The sequence below is a fragment of the Macrococcoides bohemicum genome, from assembly GCF_003259675.1.
Lineage (GTDB): Bacteria > Bacillota > Bacilli > Staphylococcales > Staphylococcaceae > Macrococcoides > Macrococcoides bohemicum.
The window spans coordinates 22,723-44,892 of record NZ_PZJG01000001.1; the positions used below are offsets into that span (position 1 = coordinate 22,723).

Here is a 22,170-nt window from a genome sequence, read left to right on the forward strand (position 1 = left end):
TTAAGTCGTATAATAATAGGGTAATATTTAATATTATATTAAAATTTATATAAATCATCATTCGCTTATATACTATTATAGATGAATTAAAGGAGAATTTACATGACTGAAGAAATTAATTTAGAGAAATTTAATAAATCGATTGAAGCAAGACAAATGACGTTTGATGATATAGATGAAATTATTGCACTACAAAAAATATGTTTCCCAGGTATGGAACCGTGGGAAAGAGCACATTTAGAATCACATCTAAATCTGTTTCCGCGTGGGCAGATGGTTATCGAATATGAAGAGAAAATTATCGGATCTTGCTCAAGTTTAATCATCAACTTTGATGAATATGATGATAAACATACTTGGAATGACATTACGGATTCGGGTTATATTACAAATCATAATGATAATGGACATAACTTATATGGCATTGAAGTGATGGTTCATCCAGATTATCGTGGCATGCGTGTTGGACAACGTTTATATGAAGCACGCCGTGAAATCGCTTATGAGCTTAACTTAAAATCAATCATTATCGGTGGACGTATTCCGAATTATCATCAATATCAGGATGAATTGACTCCACGTGAATATGTCAATGACGTAATGAAACGTAAGATTAAGGATCCAGTACTTACATTCCAGTTTATGAACGGGTTTACATTGATGCGTATTAATCCGAACTATTTAAAAGACGATGTGAAAAGTAGTAAGTATGCAACATTAATGGAGTGGAACAACCCTGATTTCGTTGCTAAATCTAACTTACATTTCAGAACAAGTTATCCGGTACGAATCTGTACAGTTAACTACATGATGCGTAAAATCGATTCATTTGAGGAGTTTGCGAACCAAATTGAATATTTCGTTGATGTGGCATATGATGCTGGCAGTGACTTTGTTGTCTTTCCTGAATTGTTAACGACACAACTGATGAGTTTTGATGAGAAGAAAAATCCAGCAGAATCAATCCGTCAGTTAACAAAATATACAGAACAATATATTGAAATGTTCAATGACTTTGCGATGCGCTATAATATAAATATTATTGGTGGCAGTCACTTTGTTGAAGAAAATGATGATATTTATAATATTTCTTACTTATTCAGACGTGACGGATCAATAGAAAAGCAATATAAAATTCATGTTACACCAAATGAACGCAGATGGTGGGGTATTTCACCTGGTAAGAAGGTTGAAGTATTCGATACAGATTGCGGGAAAATAGCAATTCAAATCTGTTACGATAGTGAGTTCCCGGAGATGGCACGTATTGCAACTGAGAAAGGTGCTAAAATAATTTTCACACCATTCTCAACTGAAGACAGACAAAGTTATCTGCGCGTGAAATATTGTTCAATGGCACGTGCGATTGAAAACCAAATCTATACTGTTACGAGTGGTACATGTGGTAACTTGCCACAAACTGAAAATATGGATATCCAGTACTCTGCATCAGGTATCTATACACCAAGTGACTTTGGATTTGCACGTGACGGTATCGTCGGTGAAACTGGTGAAAATGACGAGATGGTTATGATCGGTGATGTTGACCTTGAAGTATTACGTCGAGGTCGAGAAGACGGTACTGTCCGTCAATTACGTGATAGAAGACATGATTTATACCGCGTTGAATACAGACGTGACTAATATAAAAGAATGGTGTGCTTATGAAGAATAGTACGTTACTTTTAAAAGAAATTGCTGAATTTTTAAATGAAGAAACAGAAGTATATTCTATGATGAATGGTGCCCTTGACCGATTGGTTAAGGGGACCAATTTTTCTACTGGATGGATATTCTTTATCGATGAAGACGGAACACATACGCTTGCATCTGAATATGGATTGCCGGATGCTTTACTCATGGATGATTGTCGTTATATGACAGAAGGACCGTGCTGGTGTGTCTCGCGTTATCATCAGAAGAAGTTAACAAAAGCAAGCAATATTATTACGTGTTCACGTATCGTAAAGGCGAATAAGCAATATAGTGATAAGACCGGTGATATAACACATCATGCAACAGTGCCACTACAATCAGGTGATGAAAGATTTGGATTGTTAAACGTTGCGACGCCGAACACCAAAATTTATTCAGAAGAAGATCTCGCTTTATTAGAATCCATCGCCTTCCAGATTGGGAGCGCGATTAAACGCATCTATCTTACTGAGAAAGCACGAGAGACTGCATTACAGGAAGAAAGAAATAGACTGGCTCGTGATTTGCATGACTCAGTTAATCAGATGTTATTTTCATTAAAGCTCACTGCGCACGCAGCAGGGACAATGAGTAAGGACGAGAAATCTATTCAGGCATTTCAGATGATAGAGTCAACCAGCCAGGATGCTGTCAATGAAATGCGCGCATTAATCTGGCAGTTGAAACCGGTGGGATTGGAACAAGGCCTGGTTGAAGCAATAAAGAATTATGCTGAAGTGTTAGGTTTAAATGTAACGATTAAAGTATCTGGTCTACTCAATCTGGAAAGTAAAGTAGAGCATACAATCTTTAGAATTATTCAGGAAGCAATGAATAACGTTAAGAAACATGCCCAAACAGATGCAGTATCCATTCATTTATCACAGCAAAGCGAACAGTTTATAATGAAGATAGAAGATAAAGGTAAAGGATTTAAAGTAAGTTCAGCTAAAGCGTTACCGACTCATGGTCTAAAGAATATACTGCAACGCAGCAATGAGATAGGCGCAGAAGTTAATATGAAAAGCGAAGAAAATGTCGGAACAATGATAGAACTTTTTTATCCGAAAGGACAACAACATGAAAATAATAATCGTAGATGATCATCATATTGTGAGACAAGGATTACAATTTTTATTATCAACAGAAGCAGACTTTGACGTTGTTGCTGATTTCAGCGATGGCAGTGAAGTTGTGTCATATCTTAAAGAACATGATAAGCCGGCGTTAATTATTATGGACCTTGTAATGCCTAACATGGACGGCATAGAAACAACTAAAGCCATAAAAAGCAGCTATCCCGAAGTGAAAGTGCTTGTATTATCAAGTTTTGTTGATGAAGAACATGTAATGGGTGTGATAGATGCAGGAGCAGATGGATATGAAATGAAGGACAGTGAACCTGATGTGTTGATTCACACGATTAAACAAGTGCTAGCTGGCGCTCAGGCGTTTCATCCGAGTGTAGAAGCATATAAAGAATCCGGGCTGAATTTGCCGCATATAAAGAATCCATTATCAAAGCGAGAACTGGAAGTATTAGCCGAAATGTCGAAAGGCTTAACCAATAAAGAGATAGCAGAGCAGTTATTTGTATCAGAGAAGACAGTCAAGACGCATGTTAGTCATATCTTTGCAAAGCTTGAAGTGAAAGATCGCACGCAGGCTTCGATGTATGGTGCGAAGTATAATTTGTATAAGTAGGTATGCTTGGGGCTAGATTGTTTTCTGAATCGATGTCGATGTGTCCAATAAAGGTGAGATATTGGACACGTTTAACATCATCAAAAAATCCAGCACGATGATAATCTTCATAGTGCTGGATTTCTTTTATAATACGTCTTGAAATTCAGGTGTTTTATCAAATACACTTTTAGCGAATGGACATAATGGGATAATCTTTTTGTTGTTTTGACGTGCGTATTTAACCGCAGCTTCTATCATCATCTTACCTGCACCTTGACCACGTAATTCATCGTTAACTTCGGTATGATCGATAATAATCTTATCTTCTCCAGTCGGCACATAAGTCATTTGCGCTTTAGGACTTGATACATCACCGATATAAAATAAATTTTCTTTATGATTTACAGCCATCATAATAATAACACTCCTCGTAGTGAATTCTGTTTAGATTAAGTATAAATGTATTAGCCGGTTTAATAAAGCAATTAAGCAGATCGTAATTGAATTGATGATGGTAAAAGTATACAATAATACTTAAAATAGGAGGTTGCCTGATGATAGATAAATGGTGGGCGAAGGATGAATGGTTAACATTGATTTTTATGATTAGTTATATGGCTATGAAAGACTGGTTACCAAAAATGTGGGCAGAACGTATTCTTCTTATTGTACTTGCTTTCGTTATGCTCTATTTTGTTGTTAAACTTACTGTCTATATTATAAATGAGTTTCGTCATACAGAAATTACGCATATTAATTATTTCATCAATAAAGAAACTGATTATTTCATCGTCTGGTTAATACCGGTGTTATTTAAACTCGCTACATTCTACTTAGTTTATGTCGTGATGATGATTGAATGGGGTAATCTGTGGAATTATATTATGGTCTTCGGCGGCATTGTTCTAGTTCTGGTTATGTTTGATGAATATTTCGAACGTCATAGTGAGGTGCGAGAGGTATTAAATGAAAATAAATAAGTTTTTTGCGTAGTTAAATAGAAATAAAATCATAATTATAGTGAATACTTTACTTGCTATTCATTTGATTTATACAATAATTTTCAAAGATATTATATATTATTGTTGTTTCAACTTTGATTTTCATCAGAGTAGTCTAATTCAATAAATATTTTAAGCAAAATATAAAAAAACTTCGAAATGATACGAGCATTGATTATAATGAAGAACAATAAAGAAAAGATGGTCGCTATTTTTATGTTTTTACATATCTATTTTGTTTAATATTAGTTATATGTTTGTTATTTGTTAATCAGCACACATTACTCATCTGTATCATTGCTGTCATTATCATCATAATTGGTGTATTAATCGATAATAGATTTGAAAAGAGAACGAAATTAAGAGAAATACTCGCAGAAAAGGACAAAGCATAACGTATGTTTTGTCCTCGTTTTATACATATTGTATTCATTTCCTATTCATGTGGTTCTAAGTGAACGATTGTTTCAATTGCACCATATGCTTCTTTAATATTGTGTTCTATATTTTCAGTAATATCATGGCTTTCCGCCACTGTAAGATTTGCATCTACTGTTACGGTAACATCGATAAATGTCATGACACCGTGATTTCTTCCTTTAATATCTACAACGGATAAAACATCCTCAACATTTAAGACGATTTTCTTCATCTCATCAAGTGTTTCTGCATCAAAGCCATCTGTTAATGTAATCGCTGTTTCAAAGAATATTTCAATCGCTGTTTTCATGATCAATAAACCGACTACTATTGCTGCGACGGTATCTAAGAAGGGCAGTCCCATAAATACGCCGACAATACCTACAAATGTTCCAAACGATACAAGCGCATCGGATAGGTTATCAGCTGCGGCTGCTTTTAATGCGCTGGAATCTACTTTCTTCGCTAAATTACGATTGTAGAAATAGACGAGTAGCATTGCTAACGCCGATAATATCGCTACCACTGCTGTTTCAATGGATGGCGTTGAAAAGTCCTGATTGATATAGTGTCGAATGCCCTGAAGGATTACCTGAACGCTGACTGCAAACATAATGAATGCAGCAATCAGTGAACCGATATATTCAGAACGATAATGTCCATAGTTATGATTATCATCTGCTGGCTTCATACTGATTGCAAGTCCTATAAGCAGAGCAACTGATGATACAACGTCAGTCGCGTTATTTAATCCGTCGGCAACAAGCGCGTGTGAGCCATTCATATAACCGAATAACAATTTTAACGTAGTAAGCAATACATACATTATAATACTGACTTTTGCACCTTGCTGAGCTTTTGCGAGTTGGTCTTTTACCTGCACTTTTTTCATCCTCTCAAACCATGTCTTATTATTATCAAACAAATGGGAAGAAATATCTAGTGAATTGCAGTGAATAATATAAAAATTATTATGCTTGTAATATTAAATACGAATAAGTTTTTTATTCATAAAAATTCATAATTATGAAAATTACAATTTACATTGCAATAGAAATATTTTATAATTATTTGTAATAGTCAGAAAATTCGGTTGTTGAGGAGGATATTATGAAAATCAAAGGGAACATGACAGTCAGGATTATTATTGCATTAATTGCTGGTATTGCTATAGGTTCATTCTTTAATATATATCAGGACGCAAGCTGGGTTAAGTGGATTAATCAATATGTCTTTAATGTAATCGGTCAAATTTTCTTAAATCTTATTTTTATGCTTGTTGTACCAGTAGTATTTGTGTCTATTGTTTTAGGTGTGCTTGGTGTAGGTGATCCTAAACATTTAGGTTCTATCGGTTTAAAGACGATTTCATTCTTTTTAGTAACGACTGCATTAGCTATCACCCTTGCAATGTCACTTGCTTTAGTATTTAAACCAGGTGACGGTAAAAGTGATTTGTTAAACAGTGATGAAGTAAAAACTTATGCTGAAGAACAGAAGAAAAAAGCTGCAGCAGCAGAAGAAGAAGGCACACCTGTCACCCAGACTTTTGATCAGACGTTAATCAATTTAATTCCGAAAAACCCAGTACTTGCTATGAGTGAAACAAACATGCTGCAAGTGATTACATTTGCAATATTTATTGGTATCGGTATGATTGCACTGCGAGAGAAAGTATCAGCAGTAAAATTACTGTTTGAGCAGACAAATGAAATACTGATGTTTATCGTAACAGCGATTATGCAATATTTCGCACCAATTGGTACATTCGGTTTAGTTGCAACAGCATTTACGAATGCAGGTTTCGGTGCAATTAAACAGCTTGCAATGTATTTCTTCGTTGTATTATTAGGTTTATTCTTACATATGATTCTTGTATATGGTGGTGCAGTCAGTTTCTTGGCTCGTCGTAATCCTATCTGGTTCTTTAAAGGTTTCGCACCGGCAATGACCGTTGGATTTAGTTCGTCAAGTTCAAATGCGACGTTACCGATTTCATTAGAATGTGCTCAGGATAATTTAGAAGTACGTAAAGAAATATCATCCTTTGTACAGCCGCTAGGTGCCACAATTAACATGGATGGTACTGCAATCATGCAAGGTGTTGCAACAATCTTTATCGCACAAATTTCCGGTGTTGATTTAACACTTGGTCAGATGGTGACAGTTGTTGTCATAGCAGTAGTAGCTTCTATCGGTACTGCTGGAGTGCCAGGTGCTGGTCTTGTAATGCTTGCGATGGTTCTCACATCGATTGGTTTAAATCCTGCCGCAATCGGAATTATTTTAGGGATAGATAGACTTCTCGATATGACGCGTACAGCTGTTAACATTTCTGGAGATGCTGCTTGTGCAGTTGTCATTTCTGAACAGGAAAAGCGTTATTTAGCAAAAAAAGGTATGAACGTTGCATAATTGTGACATTAAAAAAATAATTTTTAAAAAAGAGGAAACTTTTAAGGGTTTCCTCTTTTAATTTTTTGTAAATTATATTAAGATGGTAAAGTCACTTTAGATGAATGTGTATTTTTTCAACTTATATTTTAAGAGCATTTACTGACATAAATTTATATTTAGAGAGAAAGGTCGTATAGAAAATGGATAAACAGCAATTCACAGATTTACTTCAAACGAAATTCAAAATGGTGCGTATCGAAGCGGGATACACACAAGACACTATGGCTCAGACGATCGGCTTATCAAAGAAAACATTAGTTCAAATTGAGAAAGAACGTGTATTACCGAACTGGACAACATGTGTATCTTTATGTGCATTATTCAGAGATTCAGAAGTATTACAAAATACTTTAGGTGGAGATCCACTGGAAGTGATTCAAGTGATTTCACGTGGTGCATGTGCATATCCGGATCAGGATAACAAAAATGAATTATGGTGGACAACGATTGAATCTGATCGTGACATCGTTTTACAACAAAACAAAATTTCTAACCTTTACCGTGTATTAGATGGTTCAACACAACCATTATATGGATCAAATAAAGCGCGTGAAGCTGAAATGTTCTTTAATAAGAAGAAAAACGAAAATTTAGTAAGTTTATAATATACTAAACAAACGCTTATCCAGCGTTTGTTTTTTTTATATAGAGGTATTAAACTAATAAGTATTAAAAATAAAGAGGTGGCATATTGAACGCAGTATTAATCGTATTATTTATGGGACTCATCGGTGCACTGATCGGTGGATTTACAAATTATATCGCAATAAAGATGTTATTTAGACCGTTTGAACCAAAATTTTTATTTGGCAAACAATTACCGTTTACACCTGGACTCATTCCAAAACGTCGTAACGAACTGTCAGTTAAGATGGGTGAAATGGTGACAGAACATTTACTCACACCAGAAATCTTTAAAGAAAAGTTGATGACTCCACAAACAGAAGGCTTTATGAAAGACTTTATCGTACGTCAGATTCAGACATTAAAGACAGGACAATATTCAGTCGACGACTTTGCAAGACGCTTTAATATAGATGTAAGTGCGCTTGGCAATGAGAAATTACGGCATCAACTTTTGCAAGTCATTGATAATGCAGTTTTAACGCGTAAAGATGAACAGATAGCAAATTTATTACCAGTTGATTTACGTGGGAAGCTTGATGCCCAAGTTGAAGGTTTGCCACCAATGATCATGGAAAAATTACGTGACTATGTTAATTCTGCAAAAGGTTATGATGATATGATGCAAATGATCGATCGTTTCTTTATGGAAAAAGGTCGCGTTGTCAGCATGATTCAAATGTTTATGACGAAAGAGATGATTGCAGATCGCGTCATCAAAGAATTTAATGCATTAAGCAGAGAAGAAAAGTTAAACAATATCATCGCTACTGAAGTAAATCGTGAATATCATCAGTTGTTAACAAAACAACCGTCTCACTTTATCAGTAACCAGGAAATAGAGACGATTAAAGAAAATTTAATCGAGCAAATCATCGCTCAAGTCGACTTAAAGCACTATACTTCTACACCACTTGTCACACTTGCACCAAAAGCTTTTGAGTATATGGAAGGTGAAGGTAGTGATCGATTTGTACATTATGCAATCTCTAAAACATCAGATAATATTGCAGAAATTTTAGAGAAAGTGCATATCGCTGAAATCGTCAAACAGCAGATTGATAACTTCGAATTATCGTTTTTAGAGCGACTCGTTATTGAAATATCAAACAAGGAATTAAAGTTGATTACATTTTTAGGCTTCTTACTTGGTGGCATTATCGGTTTAGTACAAGGTGTAATCGCTCTCTTTGTATAATGAGCGCCATTTATGGTATATTTGTTACGAACAATTAAATTATGTATAAATTCAAAGGAGAATGATTATGTCAGTTAATATTTATGATGAAGCAAACCGTTTAGAAAGCGCATTACGTCAAAGCGACGAATACAATGCGATTAAAGAACATTACTCTGCAGTAAACAACAACCCTGAATCAAAGAAAGTTTTTGATGATTTCAGAAAGATTCAGTTAAATTTACAGGAAAAACAAATGTCTGGTCAGGAAATTACAGAAGACGATTTAAATGCAGCACAGTCAACTGCTGAATTAATCGAAAAGGACGAAAACATTTCTAAATTAATGGAAGCAGAACAAAAAATGAGCTTCATGATTCAGGAAATTAACCGTGTTATCATGAAACCTTTAGAAGAATTATACGGCGTACAAACTGAAGATACGCCTGAAGCTTAATTGCTAAAATTTAAGCTTTCAAGTACAATAATTAAATAAATTATCAAATAAACAAAAAGTGATATGCTTTTTGTTTATTTTTTTGTGAGGGATACAATGAAGTTTTATTTAAGACATGAACAGTTCGAATCAATTCAACTCTATATTAAAAATATTATCAACCTGTATTATGAAGAAAGCTACTTATTTGAAGGTGTTGGAGATAATCAGATCAATCTTAATATTGAGCAAAAAGATGAAACAACCGTTACGACAACAATGACGATCGATGGTAAAACATATACGCAATCTGCAAAAAGAAATGGTGTTACAAAGCGCGATATGAAACAGGCGCTTGGTGAGACGTTGATCACTATATTAACTGACCATACAGAAATTATTCAAAGCTGGGGAACACTGACTGGCATAAGACCTACAAAACTATATCATAAATATTATAGAGATGGATTAACGCATGAAGAAATTACGGAAATATTGGTACGTGATTATTTAATTTCTCCTGAGAAAATTGATTTGATGAGAGATATAGTACACACACAATTAACTGCTATTCCTGATCTTTATCAGCTTGAACGTGAAGTAAGTATTTATATCGGTATTCCTTTCTGTCCGACTAAATGTGCATATTGTACGTTCCCAGCTTATGCAATACGTGTATTTAAAGACCAGGTACCAGAGTTTTTAGTGGGATTAATACACGAAATAAAGCATACTGCAGCATGGTTAAAAGATAATGATATACAAGTGACTTCTATATACTTTGGTGGTGGTACACCGACATCGATTGAACCGAAAGATCTATCATTATTGCTTGAGACTGTATACACATCATTTGACATGACGCATGTACGAGAAGTTACAGTTGAAGCAGGGCGTCCTGATACGATTGATAAGGAAACACTGGATGTACTTAATCATTATGATATCGACCGTATTAGTATTAACCCACAAAGCTTTACAGACGCTACTTTAAAAGCGATCGGGCGACATCATAGTGTACAGGAAACGATTGATAAGCTTCATCTATCACGAGCACACAATATGAATAATATTAATATGGACTTAATTATCGGATTACCAAATGAAACACGCGTTGAAGTGGAAAACTCTTTACAGGAGACGAAAAAATTAAATCCAGAGTCATTGACAGTACATACATTAAGCTTTAAAACAGCAAGTGAGATGACACGTAATAAAGCAAAGTATCCAGTGGCGCCAAGAGATGAAATCATTCATATGATGAACATGACAAGGCAATTTGCTATAGAAAATGATTATATTCCGTATTATTTATATCGTCAGAAAAACATACTTGGAAATCTTGAGAACATTGGTTATTCTAAACAGGACGAAGCTTCATTATATAATATTTTGATCATGGAAGAAGTCCAAAGTATTATTGGACTGGGTTGTGGTGCATCAAGCAAGCTTATAGATCCTGTTACCGGCAAGATTGAAAACTTTTTAAATCCAAAAGACCCGAAATCATATAACAATAGTTATGAAAGTTATACTGACAAGAAGATTGAAAAATTAACGCAATGTTACACAAGCATCTAATGTGATATCACTTTAGATGCTTTTTTTCGACTTGTCTAACAATTTTATATGATTTAATGTAAAATATGATGTAACAAGAAAAGTGAGGTACTGCTTATGGTAAAATTTATCCACTGTTCAGACTTATTACTAGACGAGCCATTTGATTTAAAAAGTAACTTGCCGGAACATATTATGCAGGATGTATACCGAGCAAGCTTTGAAAGTTTTAAAAATTTAGTTGATGATGCAATAGAGATGAAAGTTGATTTTATACTTATTAGTGGGAATTTATATTCGAGTAAAAATAGAAATATTAGAGCAGATAAATTTATTGAACAGCAATTTGAACGATTAAATAAAGCACATATTTTTGTGTATTATATTGCTGGAACAGAAGATAGTTTATCTCAAAAGTCTTATACAATTTATCCGGATAATGTCGTTGTATTCTCTGAAGATGTACAGTCATACGAGCTGATTACGCATAACGGACAAAGAGTGTTTATTCATGGATTTAGCTATAAAGAACATACAACATATGAAAATAAATTAGACAGTTATCCAGTGAATGAAGTGGATCAATCCATTCATATCGGAATGCTGCATGGAATACATCATAAGATTAAAGGCTTCAACACGACAGAGTTTAAAATAGAGGATTTAAACGAAAAATTATATCATTACTGGGCATTAGGACATTTACCATATAAGAAACGTCTTAATGATCTGCCTGAAATCCATTATCCTGGCAAGATGCAAGGTACACGTTTCTCTGATACTGGACGAAAAGGATATCTTTATGTTGAAGGAGATCATACAGCACTTGACGTTAAATTTATACCGACAGAACATATCCGTTTTGAACATGTGACGTTAACATTAAATGAAACCGGCAAACATGCCATCTATCAGGACATTACTGATTTCAAGAATAGTATAAGAAGTTCAGGGAAAAGTATGTATCAGTTAAAGCTCGTTAATCCATTTGAAACATTAATTGACAGCCATTTAATACAAAGTATTCTCAAGCAAGTACAAATGTATGAATCAAATGAATCACAATTTGTCTGGATCGATGACATCGAGCTTGAGCAGACATTTGAAGTACATACACTAGCCAGTGAATTTAATGCAGAACATTTAGAGAATGAAGCACTATTTAATCAGGCACGTGTACCGATACAGCGATCAAGTGTTGAACGATACGCAGATGATATAAGTTTTGATGTGCATCAAACGTTACTTAATCACGGCGAATCAAGATTAAAGTTAATGATGAGGGATGAATCATGAAGATAAGATCACTTGAAATATATGGATACGGCAGATTAGAACATCGAAAATTTGATATTCATTCAGACTTTGTTCAGATTTATGGTGAGAACGAAACTGGAAAATCAACGATGCAGGCGTTTATCCATGCTTTATTATTTGGTTTCCCTAGAGATGGGGAATATGAACCGAGACTTGAGCCGAGATTTTCACCGCAATACGGAGGTAAGATGACGCTTGAATTACAATCAGGCGAGATAATAACGATTGAACGCAACTACGTACATCAAAAGGAAGAAGCAACAATATTGCTTGATGGCAAACAAAAAGATGTGCAATGGTTAAATCAATTATTAAACCACATTTCAAAAGAAACTTATAAAAATATTTTTTCATTTGATGTATTAGGATTACAGGAAGTGCATCGCAAACTGACTGAAGATAAATTACAGGCGTATCTTTTGCAGGCAGGAGCATTTGGCAGTACTGAATTTACACAGATGACAGAACATATTAAACAGGAAAAATCACGATTATTAAATGATGACGTTAGGGGTGAAATAAATAAAGCTACCGAAGAATTACAAGTTCTAGAATCTCAAATTCGTCAAAAAGATCTTCTGTTTGAAACGTATGATACATTACTGTCTGAACAAGATAAATTAAGGTGCGAGTCTGATGAATATAAGACACATCTTAAAGAACTTAATCAAGTATTACAACGTAAACAACGTGAAATAGCTTTTCACAATCAAGCGAAAGAATGGAAAGCACTCGAACACAAATTGAATATTACACCGCCAACTTTCCCAGAGCAGGGGATTGACCGATTTGAAGCGCTAAAGAAACAACAGCATCAAGTGAATCGGGACTTACAACTGCGTCAGGAAAGACTCAACCAATTAACAGTTGAAAATAGCAGTATACAATTGCTTAAGAATCAGGTAATAGAACAATCAAATGACTTGCTCAAACAAGAACAGTCATATCGAAACTATCAGTCAGATCTTTCTCATCATTCAAAGATGATTGATCAGCTGACAAATGAACAGGCAACATTGATGAAAGATATTGGCTGGGAGAAATATCATCTTGTAGATGCAGGACCATCAGTAAATGAACAAGCAAGTTTAACAATCAATCAACTCGAAAAAGATTCACTTGAGAAGTCACAGATAGATCGAGAGATTAATTTTGTTAAAGATACGATTGCTAAAAAAGAACAGGCACTTCATGACCTGGAACATGTAAAGGTGCATGATGAACGTTTCGAAAAATCTTTACAACTTGAAAAGAGTAAGACTGATTTAATAGATAAAACTAAGCTTTACGATACGATGAAGGAAGAAACGGCAACTTTTGAAGCGAAACAGTTAAAACAATATAAACTTCAGCAAGGTAGTTTGTTATTAATGATGTTATTGTTTATCGGTGGTGCCATCTATTCATTTTTAATACCTCAATATATCGTTCTGGGTGTATTTTGTGTATTAGCAGTCCTTACAATCGTTATGTTGATGATGAATAAAAAACCGGATTTGCATTTCAATCAATCTTTAGCGCAGGAAGTTACGGATCTTAATCTAAAAATAAAAGATTTGCAGGATGACTTTGATTTATCCTTTGATCTGGAAGAACAACGATTAATCAGACAGCGTATGAATGAAGGTAATAGTGAAATAGCACGCGAAAAAAATCGATATAATCAGTTAAATCACAGTTTACAAGATATTAATAAGCGTATTGAACAATCGACTTCAACATTACAAAATATAAGAACAAAACTAAAATTACCGGAAGATTATCTGGTAACTCGACTTACACTTGCCATCAAACAAATTAATAAGATTAATACGTTGGCATTGGAATTAGAAACATTGAATGGTAAACATAAAGCGACCGAGCAACATATATTACAATTTAACGAAGTATTTAATCGCTTTAAACAAACAGTACCGATTGAATTAAATATCGACAGCTTATTCCATGATTTAAAGACGATGCAGACGAAAGATGAGAAGAATAAGTTTCAGTTTAATAAGAATAATGATCAGATAGCGCTGTTAAATAAAGAGATTGCAATTATGCAGGAACAATTATTACAGTTCAATAATGAATTACAGACACTTTTCGATGAAGCTAAAGTAAGCAACGAATCAGAATATTATGCTCAGGAAAAAACATTTAACAATTATCATAGTGATTTAACTCAGTTTGATAAATTAAGTCGTTCACTTACTGAACAAGGATTCTCATATGATGATAATACGGCTTTAAGCTATGTTACAACGATTGACTTAGTGGCGCAACTGAATGCTATTGAAGCGCATATTAATGAGTTAAAGCGCGACTTAGCTCGAGTGAAAGAAAGATTAACAGTGATACACGAGCAAATGGAAACAATCGCAAGTGATGATAGTTTATCCCGTCTAAAATATGAATTACAGATTAAGAAAAATCAATTAAATACTTTAATATATGATTTTACGGCGGTCAATTATATTGAAACATTGATTGAGGCACATATTGAAGCAGTTAAAGAAAAAAGACTACCATATGTTATCAGTGATGCAACTGAGATATTTAAGTATTTGACTGAGGATAGATATATACAAGTACTGTACAAAGATCAACATCTTGTTGTCAAAGCGAGCGATGGTCAAGTTTATCATCCGACAGAACTATCGCAATCAACGAAAGAAATACTTTATATTGCATTGAGACTAAGTTTAATCCAGTCGCTTAATAAATATTATCCGTTCCCAATTATTATTGATGATGCATTTGTGCATTTTGATAGAACGAGACGTGAGCGTATATTAGAATATATGATGAAGTTAAAATCTAACCAAATTATTTATTACACTTGTAATAGATCAACTGTGGTTACAAACAAAAACACCATTACACTAGAGAGAATAAATAAGGAGGTTAAAAAATGAGAACCATTGAAACATTAAAACCTGGTGCTTCTGTGGATAACTACTTTTTAATTCACAAAGCAATTCAAGGCGTAACAGGACAAGGGAAACCTTATTTAACGTTATACCTTAAAGATAAAAGTGGAGATTTAGAAGCGAAAGTATGGACTGTCACTGAAGATGATATCAAAGCACTAACACCTGAAACTTTAGTAAGAATTAAAGGTGATGTTATAGATTATCGTGGCAGAATTCAGATGAAGGTCAATCAATTTAAGGTAGCGACACCTGAAGATGGTGTGAAGCTTGAGCACTTTTTAGAATCAGCACCACTTAGTGAAGATGATATGATGAATGAGCTGATGGACTATCTGCTTGAAATTGAGAATGCGAAGTTACAACGTGTGACACGTTTATTATTAAAGAAACATCAAAATGAATTTATGACATTCCCTGCTGCGAGTAGTAATCATCATAACTTTGTTTCAGGGTTGTTATATCACGTGTTAACGATGTTAAAGCAGGCAAAAGCATTATGTGATATTTATCCATCACTCAATAAGAGTTTATTATATTCAGGTATTATTCTGCACGATCTGGGTAAAGTTAAAGAATTATCCGGACCAGTCGCAACAAGCTATACTGTAGAAGGAAATCTACTAGGTCACATTTCAATTATGAGTGACGAAGTAGCGAGTGTCGCGCGTGAACATAATATTGATGGAGAGGAAATTATGCTGCTTCGTCATTTAATCTTAAGTCATCATGGTAAATATGAATATGGATCACCGAAATTGCCGATGGTAAAAGAAGCGGAGATATTAAACTTTATCGATAATATTGATGCACGTATGCAGATGTTTGATAAACATATGAAAAAAGTAGAGAAGGGTAACTTCTCAGAACGCATTTTCGCACTTGAGAACAGACAATTTTATAAACCCATCAATCTGGACTAATGATTGACGAATTAACGAAAAATCCCAGGATATCAATAAGGAATTATTGATATCCTGGGATTTTTAGATTATTGACTTACTTCTGGTGATTGTGCTGTTAAAATTTGCTCATCAACGATTTTCTTAATGTCTTTATCTTTGTAATCGACATCGTAGTCTTTAAGCAGCTTTTTGTATGCATCAACCATTAATTTAGGATCTTTTTGAATTTTAGTTTGACGTACTTTTTCTTTTAGACTATTCTTTTGGCTATCGAAATCATCTTGTTTGTCCGCTAAGATAATGTGGTAACCAAAGTCAGTTTTTACTAAGCCTGAAAGTTCGCCTTCTTTTAATTTAAATAACGCTTTTTCAAACGGTTCAACTGTTTGTCCTTTAACAACATAGCCTAATGATCCACCGTTTGCCTTAGAACCTGTATCACCAGATTCTTTTTTAGCGATCTTAGCGAAGTCAGCTTTGTTTTTCTTAACTTGTGCTAAGATTTTTTCTGCTTTTGCTTTCGCAGCCTTATCACTTAAACCATCTTTGTTCGAATCAGATTTCACTTGAATTAAGATGTGAGATGCTTTCTTCGCATTTTCTTTTACATCTGCATCCTTTACTTTAACTGTTTCTTCTAACAATTTTTTACGGTATTCATCATTGACACGCGTGTCTTTATATTGTTCAACAGTCATCCCTGGTTGTTGTTGTTGTAGAATTTGAAGGAATTGTTTCTCGCCACCGTATTTTTTAATTTCTTCATCTACAGACTTTTTAATTTTATCTGCATCTACTTTTTTACCGTATTTATCTTTTAAAATATCTCCGATTAAAATTTGGAACGCTGTGTTAGCTACTTCAGTTTTACCCATCTCTTTAATTACATTTGTTGTAGTAACATCTCCTGCTTTAGAAGATATTAAAGTTTCACCATTATTTCCACATGCAGATAATCCTAAAACAGATATAGATAATGCTACAGGCAGAATTACTTTTTTAAGTTTCGTCATACGTATTCTCCTTTTCAGTTACAATTTCTGTTCTAATATATCACAAAGCAATATTAGATTACAATTTATCTAATATTGCACTCGTGATAATTCATTGAAAATTCATGTTTTGTCAGTATTTCAAAACCATATTTACGTTCTTCGATGTAAGAGCCTTTCGGTGTATTGATAATATACTTTAAGTATATAAAATCAATAAATGACATTCCGACATTAATAGAAAATATAAATAGAAAGTAATGTGCAAATTGTGGTAATACTACTGCGCAATATAACGTGATAAAAGTTATTATGACAAACGGCAGCATCAGTGAAATACCAAATTTTATTTTGTGAATCGGATGATTGATTCTTATATTAAATAACGGAAAAAATTTAGACTTATTCGTTTTTTGTAAGATCATTGATTTCATATCATTCATAAAAGGTATCATATGACAAAATTTATGAATGGGGTATAGCAATAAAAATGCTGCGATAAAAAGAAAAAAGTACTGATCAGAGAAATGTTTACCAAAAACACTTGAGAATAATTCAAAACTAACGATAAATACTAAGATTGAAATAAGTGCTGAAATAAGCAATATACGCTGTAAACCGTATGTTGCACGAAAGTTAAAGTTTTTATTACATAAGTACATGGCAATTCTCCTATCGGTCAATTTACCTAGCAATTATGCATTATCAGTTTCGTTCTCGTCAAGTAAAACTTTTAGTAGATCATTATGACTTTTATCAAGGTGTTTAATAAAGTCGTCGCCATATATTTGCGCTACGATATATTTTAATTCAGTGAAAGAAGGAAGGTCATGCATTATGTCATTAAATTTATTTGCTGCTTCGTAAATACGATCATCTGTTTCTTTATAGCCATGATATGTTTCATACAGCAGTTCTTTCCCTTTTTCAGTCAATTCAAGATACGTATTACGTTTATCGAATTCACTTTTAGGCATCGTTAAATATCCACGCTTTTCAAGGTTTTTAGCAAAGTTAAACACAGTTGAAACATGCATCACGCCATATTGACTCACTTGTGAAATCGTTGCCTTTTCAAGGTTCCTGATGATTATTAATATATGATGTTCATTAATATTTAAATCATAAGGTTTAATCCATTTTTGCCAGTCTTTTTCCACGGTTTTCCATAAAGCTTTACTCAACTGAGATACCTTATGTGTAAAAAGCATTTTTTCAATTACATCTTTTTCACGTTTCATAACACTGCCATCCTTTCACTTGTATATTAAATTTATATTATTGCTATAGTTAAAAAAAAAAGTATGATGATAACATCATACTTTACTATAGGATAATAATATTTTAACATAATACATTTGTGAAACAAGGTATTTATCTGAATTTTTAAAAATATAAAAAGAAGAGATAATATCTTCTTTTTTTACATCTATTTTTTTGATAAGTTATCCATAATTTCAGTTTTACGGTTATTTAAGTTTTCGATATTGCCTTTTAAATTCTCAACATTTGGTTGAATATCAGTTTTAAAATGTGCAATCATATCTTTAATTTCATCTGTCATCGTTTTCATCACTTCTTGTGAAGCATCTTTTGTTTTGAAGACAGCATCTTTTACTTCATTTGCTTCAATCTTTAACTGATTCACCTGTGCTTTAGTGTCATATGCAGTTGATTTAAAGTTTTGTTGTAATTCTTTACCTGACTTCGGTGCATTTAATATTGATGTTGCTGCACCTGCAGCGATTCCTACACCAAATCCTAATAATATACGTGAAAATTTCATAAATTGATCCTCCTCAATTTGCTTGTACTAATCTATACCCATAATTTTTAATAACATGCTTATTTTATCGCATTGCTGATTGCATCTTTTAATTCATGCATTGCTGTTTCGTTGAACGCGTCCGCATGTGTTTCCCACTTGTAACCGAACCCATCTATATCATCTTCATAACGTGGAATGATATGGAAATGGATGTGGAATACAGATTGATCAGCGAAAGCACGATTATTTTGAACAATGTTGATTCCTGCTGGACTAAATGCAGCATCAACTGCTTTAGCAACTTTTTGTACAGATTGAATAACTTTTGCTAAATCTTCAGGGTCTACAGATAAGATATCTTCAGCTGCATTTTTAGGGATAACGAGTGTATGGCCTTTTGATACTTGTGAGATATCTAGAAATGCATATGTATGCTCATCTTCATAAACTTTATATGAAGGAATGTCACCTTTTAATATTCTTCCGAAAACTGTTTCATGCATTGAAAACGCCTCCTTAAATTATTTGCTATTTTGTTTATTATAATGTAAATAATGAAAATATTCATTCAATCACAATTCGTTATGAGAAATAATCATTATTTGATACAATAAATTTAAATTAAGATGAACGGAGAATGCATGTGACAGTTAAAGTGAGTAATTTAACAGGGGGATATGGTAATCAACCTGTTATTCATAATATAGATTTTGAATTAGCACCAGGTCAGATTATCGGACTTATCGGATTAAATGGTGCCGGAAAAAGTACGACGATTAAGAATATGTTAGGGTTGCTCCGTCCGTTAGAAGGTGATATTGAAATCAATGGCTATAAACTCTCAAACGACCCTTTTAAATATCGCTCAGAACTATCGTATATTCCAGAATCACCTGTGTTATATGATGAATTAACATTAGAAGAACATATCGATATGACAGCGATGGCATATAATATTGATGCAGAGGTAGCTATGGAACGCGCGATGCCGATATTAAAGATATTTCGTTTGGAAGATAAGCTGAAACAATTTCCTGTTCATTTCTCGAAAGGGATGAAACAGAAAGTAATGATTCTTTGTGCATTTATCCCGGAACCGGCGCTTCATATTATTGATGAACCATTTTTAGGACTAGATCCTTTAGGGATACAATCGATGCTTGATCTTATGGTGAAAGCGAGAGAAGCCGGACGCACTGTATTGATGAGTACCCATATTTTAACGACGGCAGAACGTTATTGCGACTCATTTTTACTGATGCATCATGGTAAACTAATCGGTAGAGGTACGCTTAATGATTTGAGGTTGCAGTTTAATATGCCGAATGCCACACTGGACGAAATTTATATTTATGCAACAGGTGATGCGCATGAATAAGGCGGTTCAACTTTTTAATCAAAGGCGAGCGAAGAATCATAAAGAAGTAGCTTATTATAGTAAGTTTATCTTTAATGGTCATTTTGTCGTATTCTTATCAATTGCTTTTGGTGCATTGATGTTACAGTATTCACAAATGGTAAAACACTTATCACCGCACATCAATTATCATCTTATTATTGCAGTAACACTCGCTGTGCTAACCATTACGAATATTAGAACTTTCGTCAGACCGGCAGATCAGATTTTTTTACTGAATTTTGAACAGCATATGAATGCCTATTTTAAATCAGCAATGATAAGAAGTGCATTGATTCGAATAGTTATTTTTGCAATTGTTGCAGCTTTATTTATTCCGCTATATTTTAATGCAGTAGATCCATCGGTGACAGGGTTTATTTGTGCGATTATATTAGGGATCGTAATGATTATCATTGGTATATGGATCCGTTTTTTTATGATGAAGTTAGATATAGCGCAACATTTAATCAGTCTGCTGATATTTTTAATGGCATTATCTGGAATTTATACTTCGCTTGAAGGCTTACCGATGACAATCTTTCCGATTATCATTTTTGGATTTGGTTTTATTTATCTGCTTATTAAAAATACACAATACCGTACAGTAAACTGGCATGCAATGATAGATTACGAAGAACGATTGGCACATCAACAAAATAAAACGATTAATATGTTTACAGATGTAAAAGGTATGAAAGATACTGTTAAACGACGTCGTGTACTAGATGTTTTATTAACTAAGAATAAAACTAAGTACAATCAGCAACATATGTTTGAGTTTTTATTTGTTAGAAATTTTCTGCGCAGTAGTGATGCATTATGGATTATCATTCGACTGATTTTAATTGCAGCCGTTGTGATGTGGATTGTGAATCAGGAAATTATTGCAATGATTATCGGCGCATTTTTAGTGTATGCAATTGTCTTACAAACATCACAATTTTATAAACAACAGGCATTTCAGTTGTGGCCACAAGTTTGGCCAGTTCCGGAAAGTTTGGTGTTAATAGGTTTCAAACAGTTCATGCGTAAACTCGTATGTCTTACAACAATGATTATCGCGGTAATCTATATTATATTTTATCCTGCGCACTTCTATTATGTGGCTGTATTTTTCCTGCTTATGCTCTGGACGATGCGTAATGTAACAGAGAAAATTGATAAACGTATGAAATTATTAAAGGATTGAGACATCTGTCTCAATCCTTTCTTTAATCTTCAGCTTCTGTTAATCCTTCAGGTTTCTCTACATATAAATATTTTGAATAATATATATTGGCCATAATATCTTCTGATTGATACATAGATAATGCTTCTTTACTGAAGTTTTCTCTAAAGAAGCTGCTCTTTCTAAAGTCATCTATTTGACTCTTTCTATCAAACTGGAAAGTCGCAACATATGTTTCACCACGTTTAGGGCGTAATAGACGGAAAGCCTGATATCCTTCGTAATCATTAAGTTTTTCTAAAGGGAAAGGTTTCGTATCAAAGACTTCCTGACGCGCTTCTTTCACAATAAAATAAAGTAATAAAGTCGGTTTCTCAAGAAGTTTTCCATCATTAATAACATTAGTGAATGATTGTGGTGCACTAAACACCGATTTATCATCCGTTTCTTCATATAAATAAGCATTATCTTCATTATAGAAAGATAATATTTGTCGTTTTGAATATTTCCTTTTTATTTTATCCAGGAGAAAGCTGGAACCATAAGTTATATAAGTATACATCGTTATCATCCTCTCTTTATTTATCTATACCCAAAATACAAGATTTATGTCAGTTTAATGACATTAGTTTTTTATGCTACTTTATAAT

At 33.7% G+C, this 22,170-nt stretch carries 23 protein-coding genes; 15 read left to right on the plus strand and 8 right to left on the minus strand.

Annotation, left to right across the window (positions count from 1 at the left end; translation table 11 throughout):
* Nucleotides 1–102: 102 nt before the first annotated feature.
* From BHX94_RS00775 to BHX94_RS00785, 3 genes are read left to right on the plus strand one after another with little or no spacing between them, the layout of a single operon-like run.
* A complete protein-coding gene (locus tag BHX94_RS00775) occupies nucleotides 103–1,644 on the plus strand; it encodes a bifunctional GNAT family N-acetyltransferase/carbon-nitrogen hydrolase family protein (protein WP_111744518.1) in 1,542 nt (513 codons plus the stop codon).
* A 20-nt stretch (nucleotides 1,645–1,664) separates the two neighbouring features.
* Nucleotides 1,665–2,798 (plus strand): GAF domain-containing sensor histidine kinase, encoded by a 1,134-nt coding sequence (locus tag BHX94_RS00780; RefSeq protein ID WP_111744519.1) that lies wholly within the window; start codon nucleotides 1,665–1,667, stop codon nucleotides 2,796–2,798.
* Nucleotides 2,776–3,399, plus strand: a complete 624-nt coding sequence (locus BHX94_RS00785; protein ID WP_111744520.1) for a response regulator transcription factor — start codon at nucleotides 2,776–2,778, stop codon at nucleotides 3,397–3,399. Before BHX94_RS00780 ends, BHX94_RS00785 begins: the two co-directional genes overlap by 23 nt.
* Before the next feature lie 126 nt (nucleotides 3,400–3,525).
* Here BHX94_RS00785 and BHX94_RS00790 read toward each other — a convergent pair whose 3' ends face one another.
* Nucleotides 3,526–3,795 carry a GNAT family N-acetyltransferase gene (locus BHX94_RS00790; protein WP_111744521.1) on the minus strand — a complete coding sequence of 90 codons (270 nt, stop codon included), beginning with the start codon at nucleotides 3,793–3,795 and terminating at the stop codon, nucleotides 3,526–3,528.
* Between the two features lie 140 nt (nucleotides 3,796–3,935).
* On the opposite strand from BHX94_RS00790, the gene BHX94_RS00795 reads away from it, so the two are divergent.
* Nucleotides 3,936–4,361, plus strand: a complete 426-nt coding sequence (locus tag BHX94_RS00795; protein ID WP_111744522.1) for a hypothetical protein — start codon at nucleotides 3,936–3,938, stop codon at nucleotides 4,359–4,361.
* Nucleotides 4,362–4,639: 278 nt separating this feature from the next.
* Nucleotides 4,640–4,777, plus strand: a complete 138-nt coding sequence (locus tag BHX94_RS12750; protein ID WP_170120714.1) for a hypothetical protein — start codon at nucleotides 4,640–4,642, stop codon at nucleotides 4,775–4,777.
* A gap of 41 nt (nucleotides 4,778–4,818) precedes the next feature.
* Here the strand turns inward: BHX94_RS12750 and BHX94_RS00800 are convergent, their stop codons facing one another.
* Nucleotides 4,819–5,694 carry a cation diffusion facilitator family transporter gene (locus BHX94_RS00800; protein WP_111744523.1) on the minus strand — a complete coding sequence of 292 codons (876 nt, stop codon included), beginning with the start codon at nucleotides 5,692–5,694 and terminating at the stop codon, nucleotides 4,819–4,821.
* Nucleotides 5,695–5,912: 218 nt separating this feature from the next.
* Between BHX94_RS00800 and BHX94_RS00805 the strand changes: the two genes are divergently transcribed.
* The 8 genes from BHX94_RS00805 (at nucleotide 5,913) to yhaM (ending at nucleotide 16,211) form a co-directional block, all read left to right on the plus strand.
* On the plus strand, nucleotides 5,913–7,217 hold the full coding sequence (locus tag BHX94_RS00805) for a dicarboxylate/amino acid:cation symporter (protein ID WP_111744524.1): 1,305 nt from the start codon (nucleotides 5,913–5,915) through the stop codon (nucleotides 7,215–7,217).
* Nucleotides 7,218–7,399: 182 nt separating this feature from the next.
* Nucleotides 7,400–7,864, plus strand: coding sequence for an XRE family transcriptional regulator XdrA (gene xdrA, locus BHX94_RS00810; RefSeq protein ID WP_096075992.1), 465 nt, complete (start codon nucleotides 7,400–7,402; stop codon nucleotides 7,862–7,864).
* An 86-nt stretch (nucleotides 7,865–7,950) separates the two neighbouring features.
* On the plus strand, nucleotides 7,951–9,081 hold the full coding sequence (locus BHX94_RS00815; protein ID WP_111744525.1) for a DUF445 domain-containing protein: 1,131 nt from the start codon (nucleotides 7,951–7,953) through the stop codon (nucleotides 9,079–9,081).
* 67 nt (nucleotides 9,082–9,148) lie between these two features.
* A complete protein-coding gene (locus BHX94_RS00820) occupies nucleotides 9,149–9,517 on the plus strand; it encodes a YlbF/YmcA family competence regulator (RefSeq protein ID WP_111744526.1) in 369 nt (122 codons plus the stop codon).
* Between the two features lie 96 nt (nucleotides 9,518–9,613).
* Nucleotides 9,614–11,077 carry a coproporphyrinogen III oxidase gene (locus tag BHX94_RS00825; protein ID WP_111744527.1) on the plus strand — a complete coding sequence of 488 codons (1,464 nt, stop codon included), beginning with the start codon at nucleotides 9,614–9,616 and terminating at the stop codon, nucleotides 11,075–11,077.
* A 96-nt stretch (nucleotides 11,078–11,173) separates the two neighbouring features.
* The gene (locus tag BHX94_RS00830) at nucleotides 11,174–12,352 is read left to right on the plus strand and encodes a metallophosphoesterase family protein (protein WP_111744528.1); all 1,179 of its coding nucleotides are present in this window, start codon (nucleotides 11,174–11,176) and stop codon (nucleotides 12,350–12,352) included.
* Entirely contained in the window at nucleotides 12,349–15,273 is a 2,925-nt protein-coding gene (locus tag BHX94_RS00835) for an ATP-binding protein (RefSeq protein WP_111744529.1), read from the plus strand. The genes BHX94_RS00830 and BHX94_RS00835 overlap by 4 nt, the downstream gene beginning before the upstream one ends.
* Nucleotides 15,270–16,211, plus strand: a complete 942-nt coding sequence (gene yhaM / locus BHX94_RS00840) for a 3'-5' exoribonuclease YhaM (RefSeq protein ID WP_111744530.1) — start codon at nucleotides 15,270–15,272, stop codon at nucleotides 16,209–16,211. The genes BHX94_RS00835 and yhaM overlap by 4 nt, the downstream gene beginning before the upstream one ends.
* Nucleotides 16,212–16,279: 68 nt before the next feature.
* Here the strand turns inward: yhaM and BHX94_RS00845 are convergent, their stop codons facing one another.
* The 5 genes from BHX94_RS00845 to BHX94_RS00865 all read right to left on the minus strand — a co-directional run bounded on the left by BHX94_RS00845 (nucleotide 16,280) and on the right by BHX94_RS00865 (nucleotide 19,456).
* Nucleotides 16,280–17,206, minus strand: coding sequence for a peptidylprolyl isomerase (locus BHX94_RS00845; RefSeq protein ID WP_111744531.1), 927 nt, complete (start codon nucleotides 17,204–17,206; stop codon nucleotides 16,280–16,282).
* Between the two features lie 65 nt (nucleotides 17,207–17,271).
* Nucleotides 17,272–17,847, minus strand: a complete 576-nt coding sequence (locus tag BHX94_RS00850) for a DUF3267 domain-containing protein (protein ID WP_111744532.1) — start codon at nucleotides 17,845–17,847, stop codon at nucleotides 17,272–17,274.
* A gap of 33 nt (nucleotides 17,848–17,880) precedes the next feature.
* Entirely contained in the window at nucleotides 17,881–18,426 is a 546-nt protein-coding gene (locus BHX94_RS00855; RefSeq protein ID WP_111744533.1) for an HTH-type transcriptional regulator Hpr, read from the minus strand.
* Between the two features lie 188 nt (nucleotides 18,427–18,614).
* Nucleotides 18,615–18,971, minus strand: coding sequence for a YtxH domain-containing protein (locus tag BHX94_RS00860; RefSeq protein ID WP_111744534.1), 357 nt, complete (start codon nucleotides 18,969–18,971; stop codon nucleotides 18,615–18,617).
* A 59-nt stretch (nucleotides 18,972–19,030) separates the two neighbouring features.
* Nucleotides 19,031–19,456: an HIT family protein gene (locus BHX94_RS00865; RefSeq protein WP_111744535.1), complete on the minus strand. Its 426-nt coding sequence runs from the start codon at nucleotides 19,454–19,456 to the stop codon at nucleotides 19,031–19,033.
* A 140-nt stretch (nucleotides 19,457–19,596) separates the two neighbouring features.
* Here BHX94_RS00865 and BHX94_RS00870 point away from each other — a divergent pair, with 140 nt between their 5' ends.
* Together BHX94_RS00870 and BHX94_RS00875 are read left to right on the plus strand one after the other, a co-directional pair.
* Complete coding sequence (locus tag BHX94_RS00870) at nucleotides 19,597–20,331, plus strand: ABC transporter ATP-binding protein (protein WP_111745067.1); 735 nt, start codon at nucleotides 19,597–19,599, stop codon at nucleotides 20,329–20,331.
* Nucleotides 20,324–21,541, plus strand: a complete 1,218-nt coding sequence (locus BHX94_RS00875) for an ABC transporter permease (protein ID WP_170120715.1) — start codon at nucleotides 20,324–20,326, stop codon at nucleotides 21,539–21,541. Before BHX94_RS00870 ends, BHX94_RS00875 begins: the two co-directional genes overlap by 8 nt.
* Before the next feature lie 22 nt (nucleotides 21,542–21,563).
* On the opposite strand, the gene BHX94_RS00880 is transcribed toward BHX94_RS00875, so the two are convergent.
* Nucleotides 21,564–22,082, minus strand: coding sequence for a hypothetical protein (locus BHX94_RS00880; RefSeq protein WP_111744537.1), 519 nt, complete (start codon nucleotides 22,080–22,082; stop codon nucleotides 21,564–21,566).
* Nucleotides 22,083–22,170: the final 88 nt, after the last annotated feature.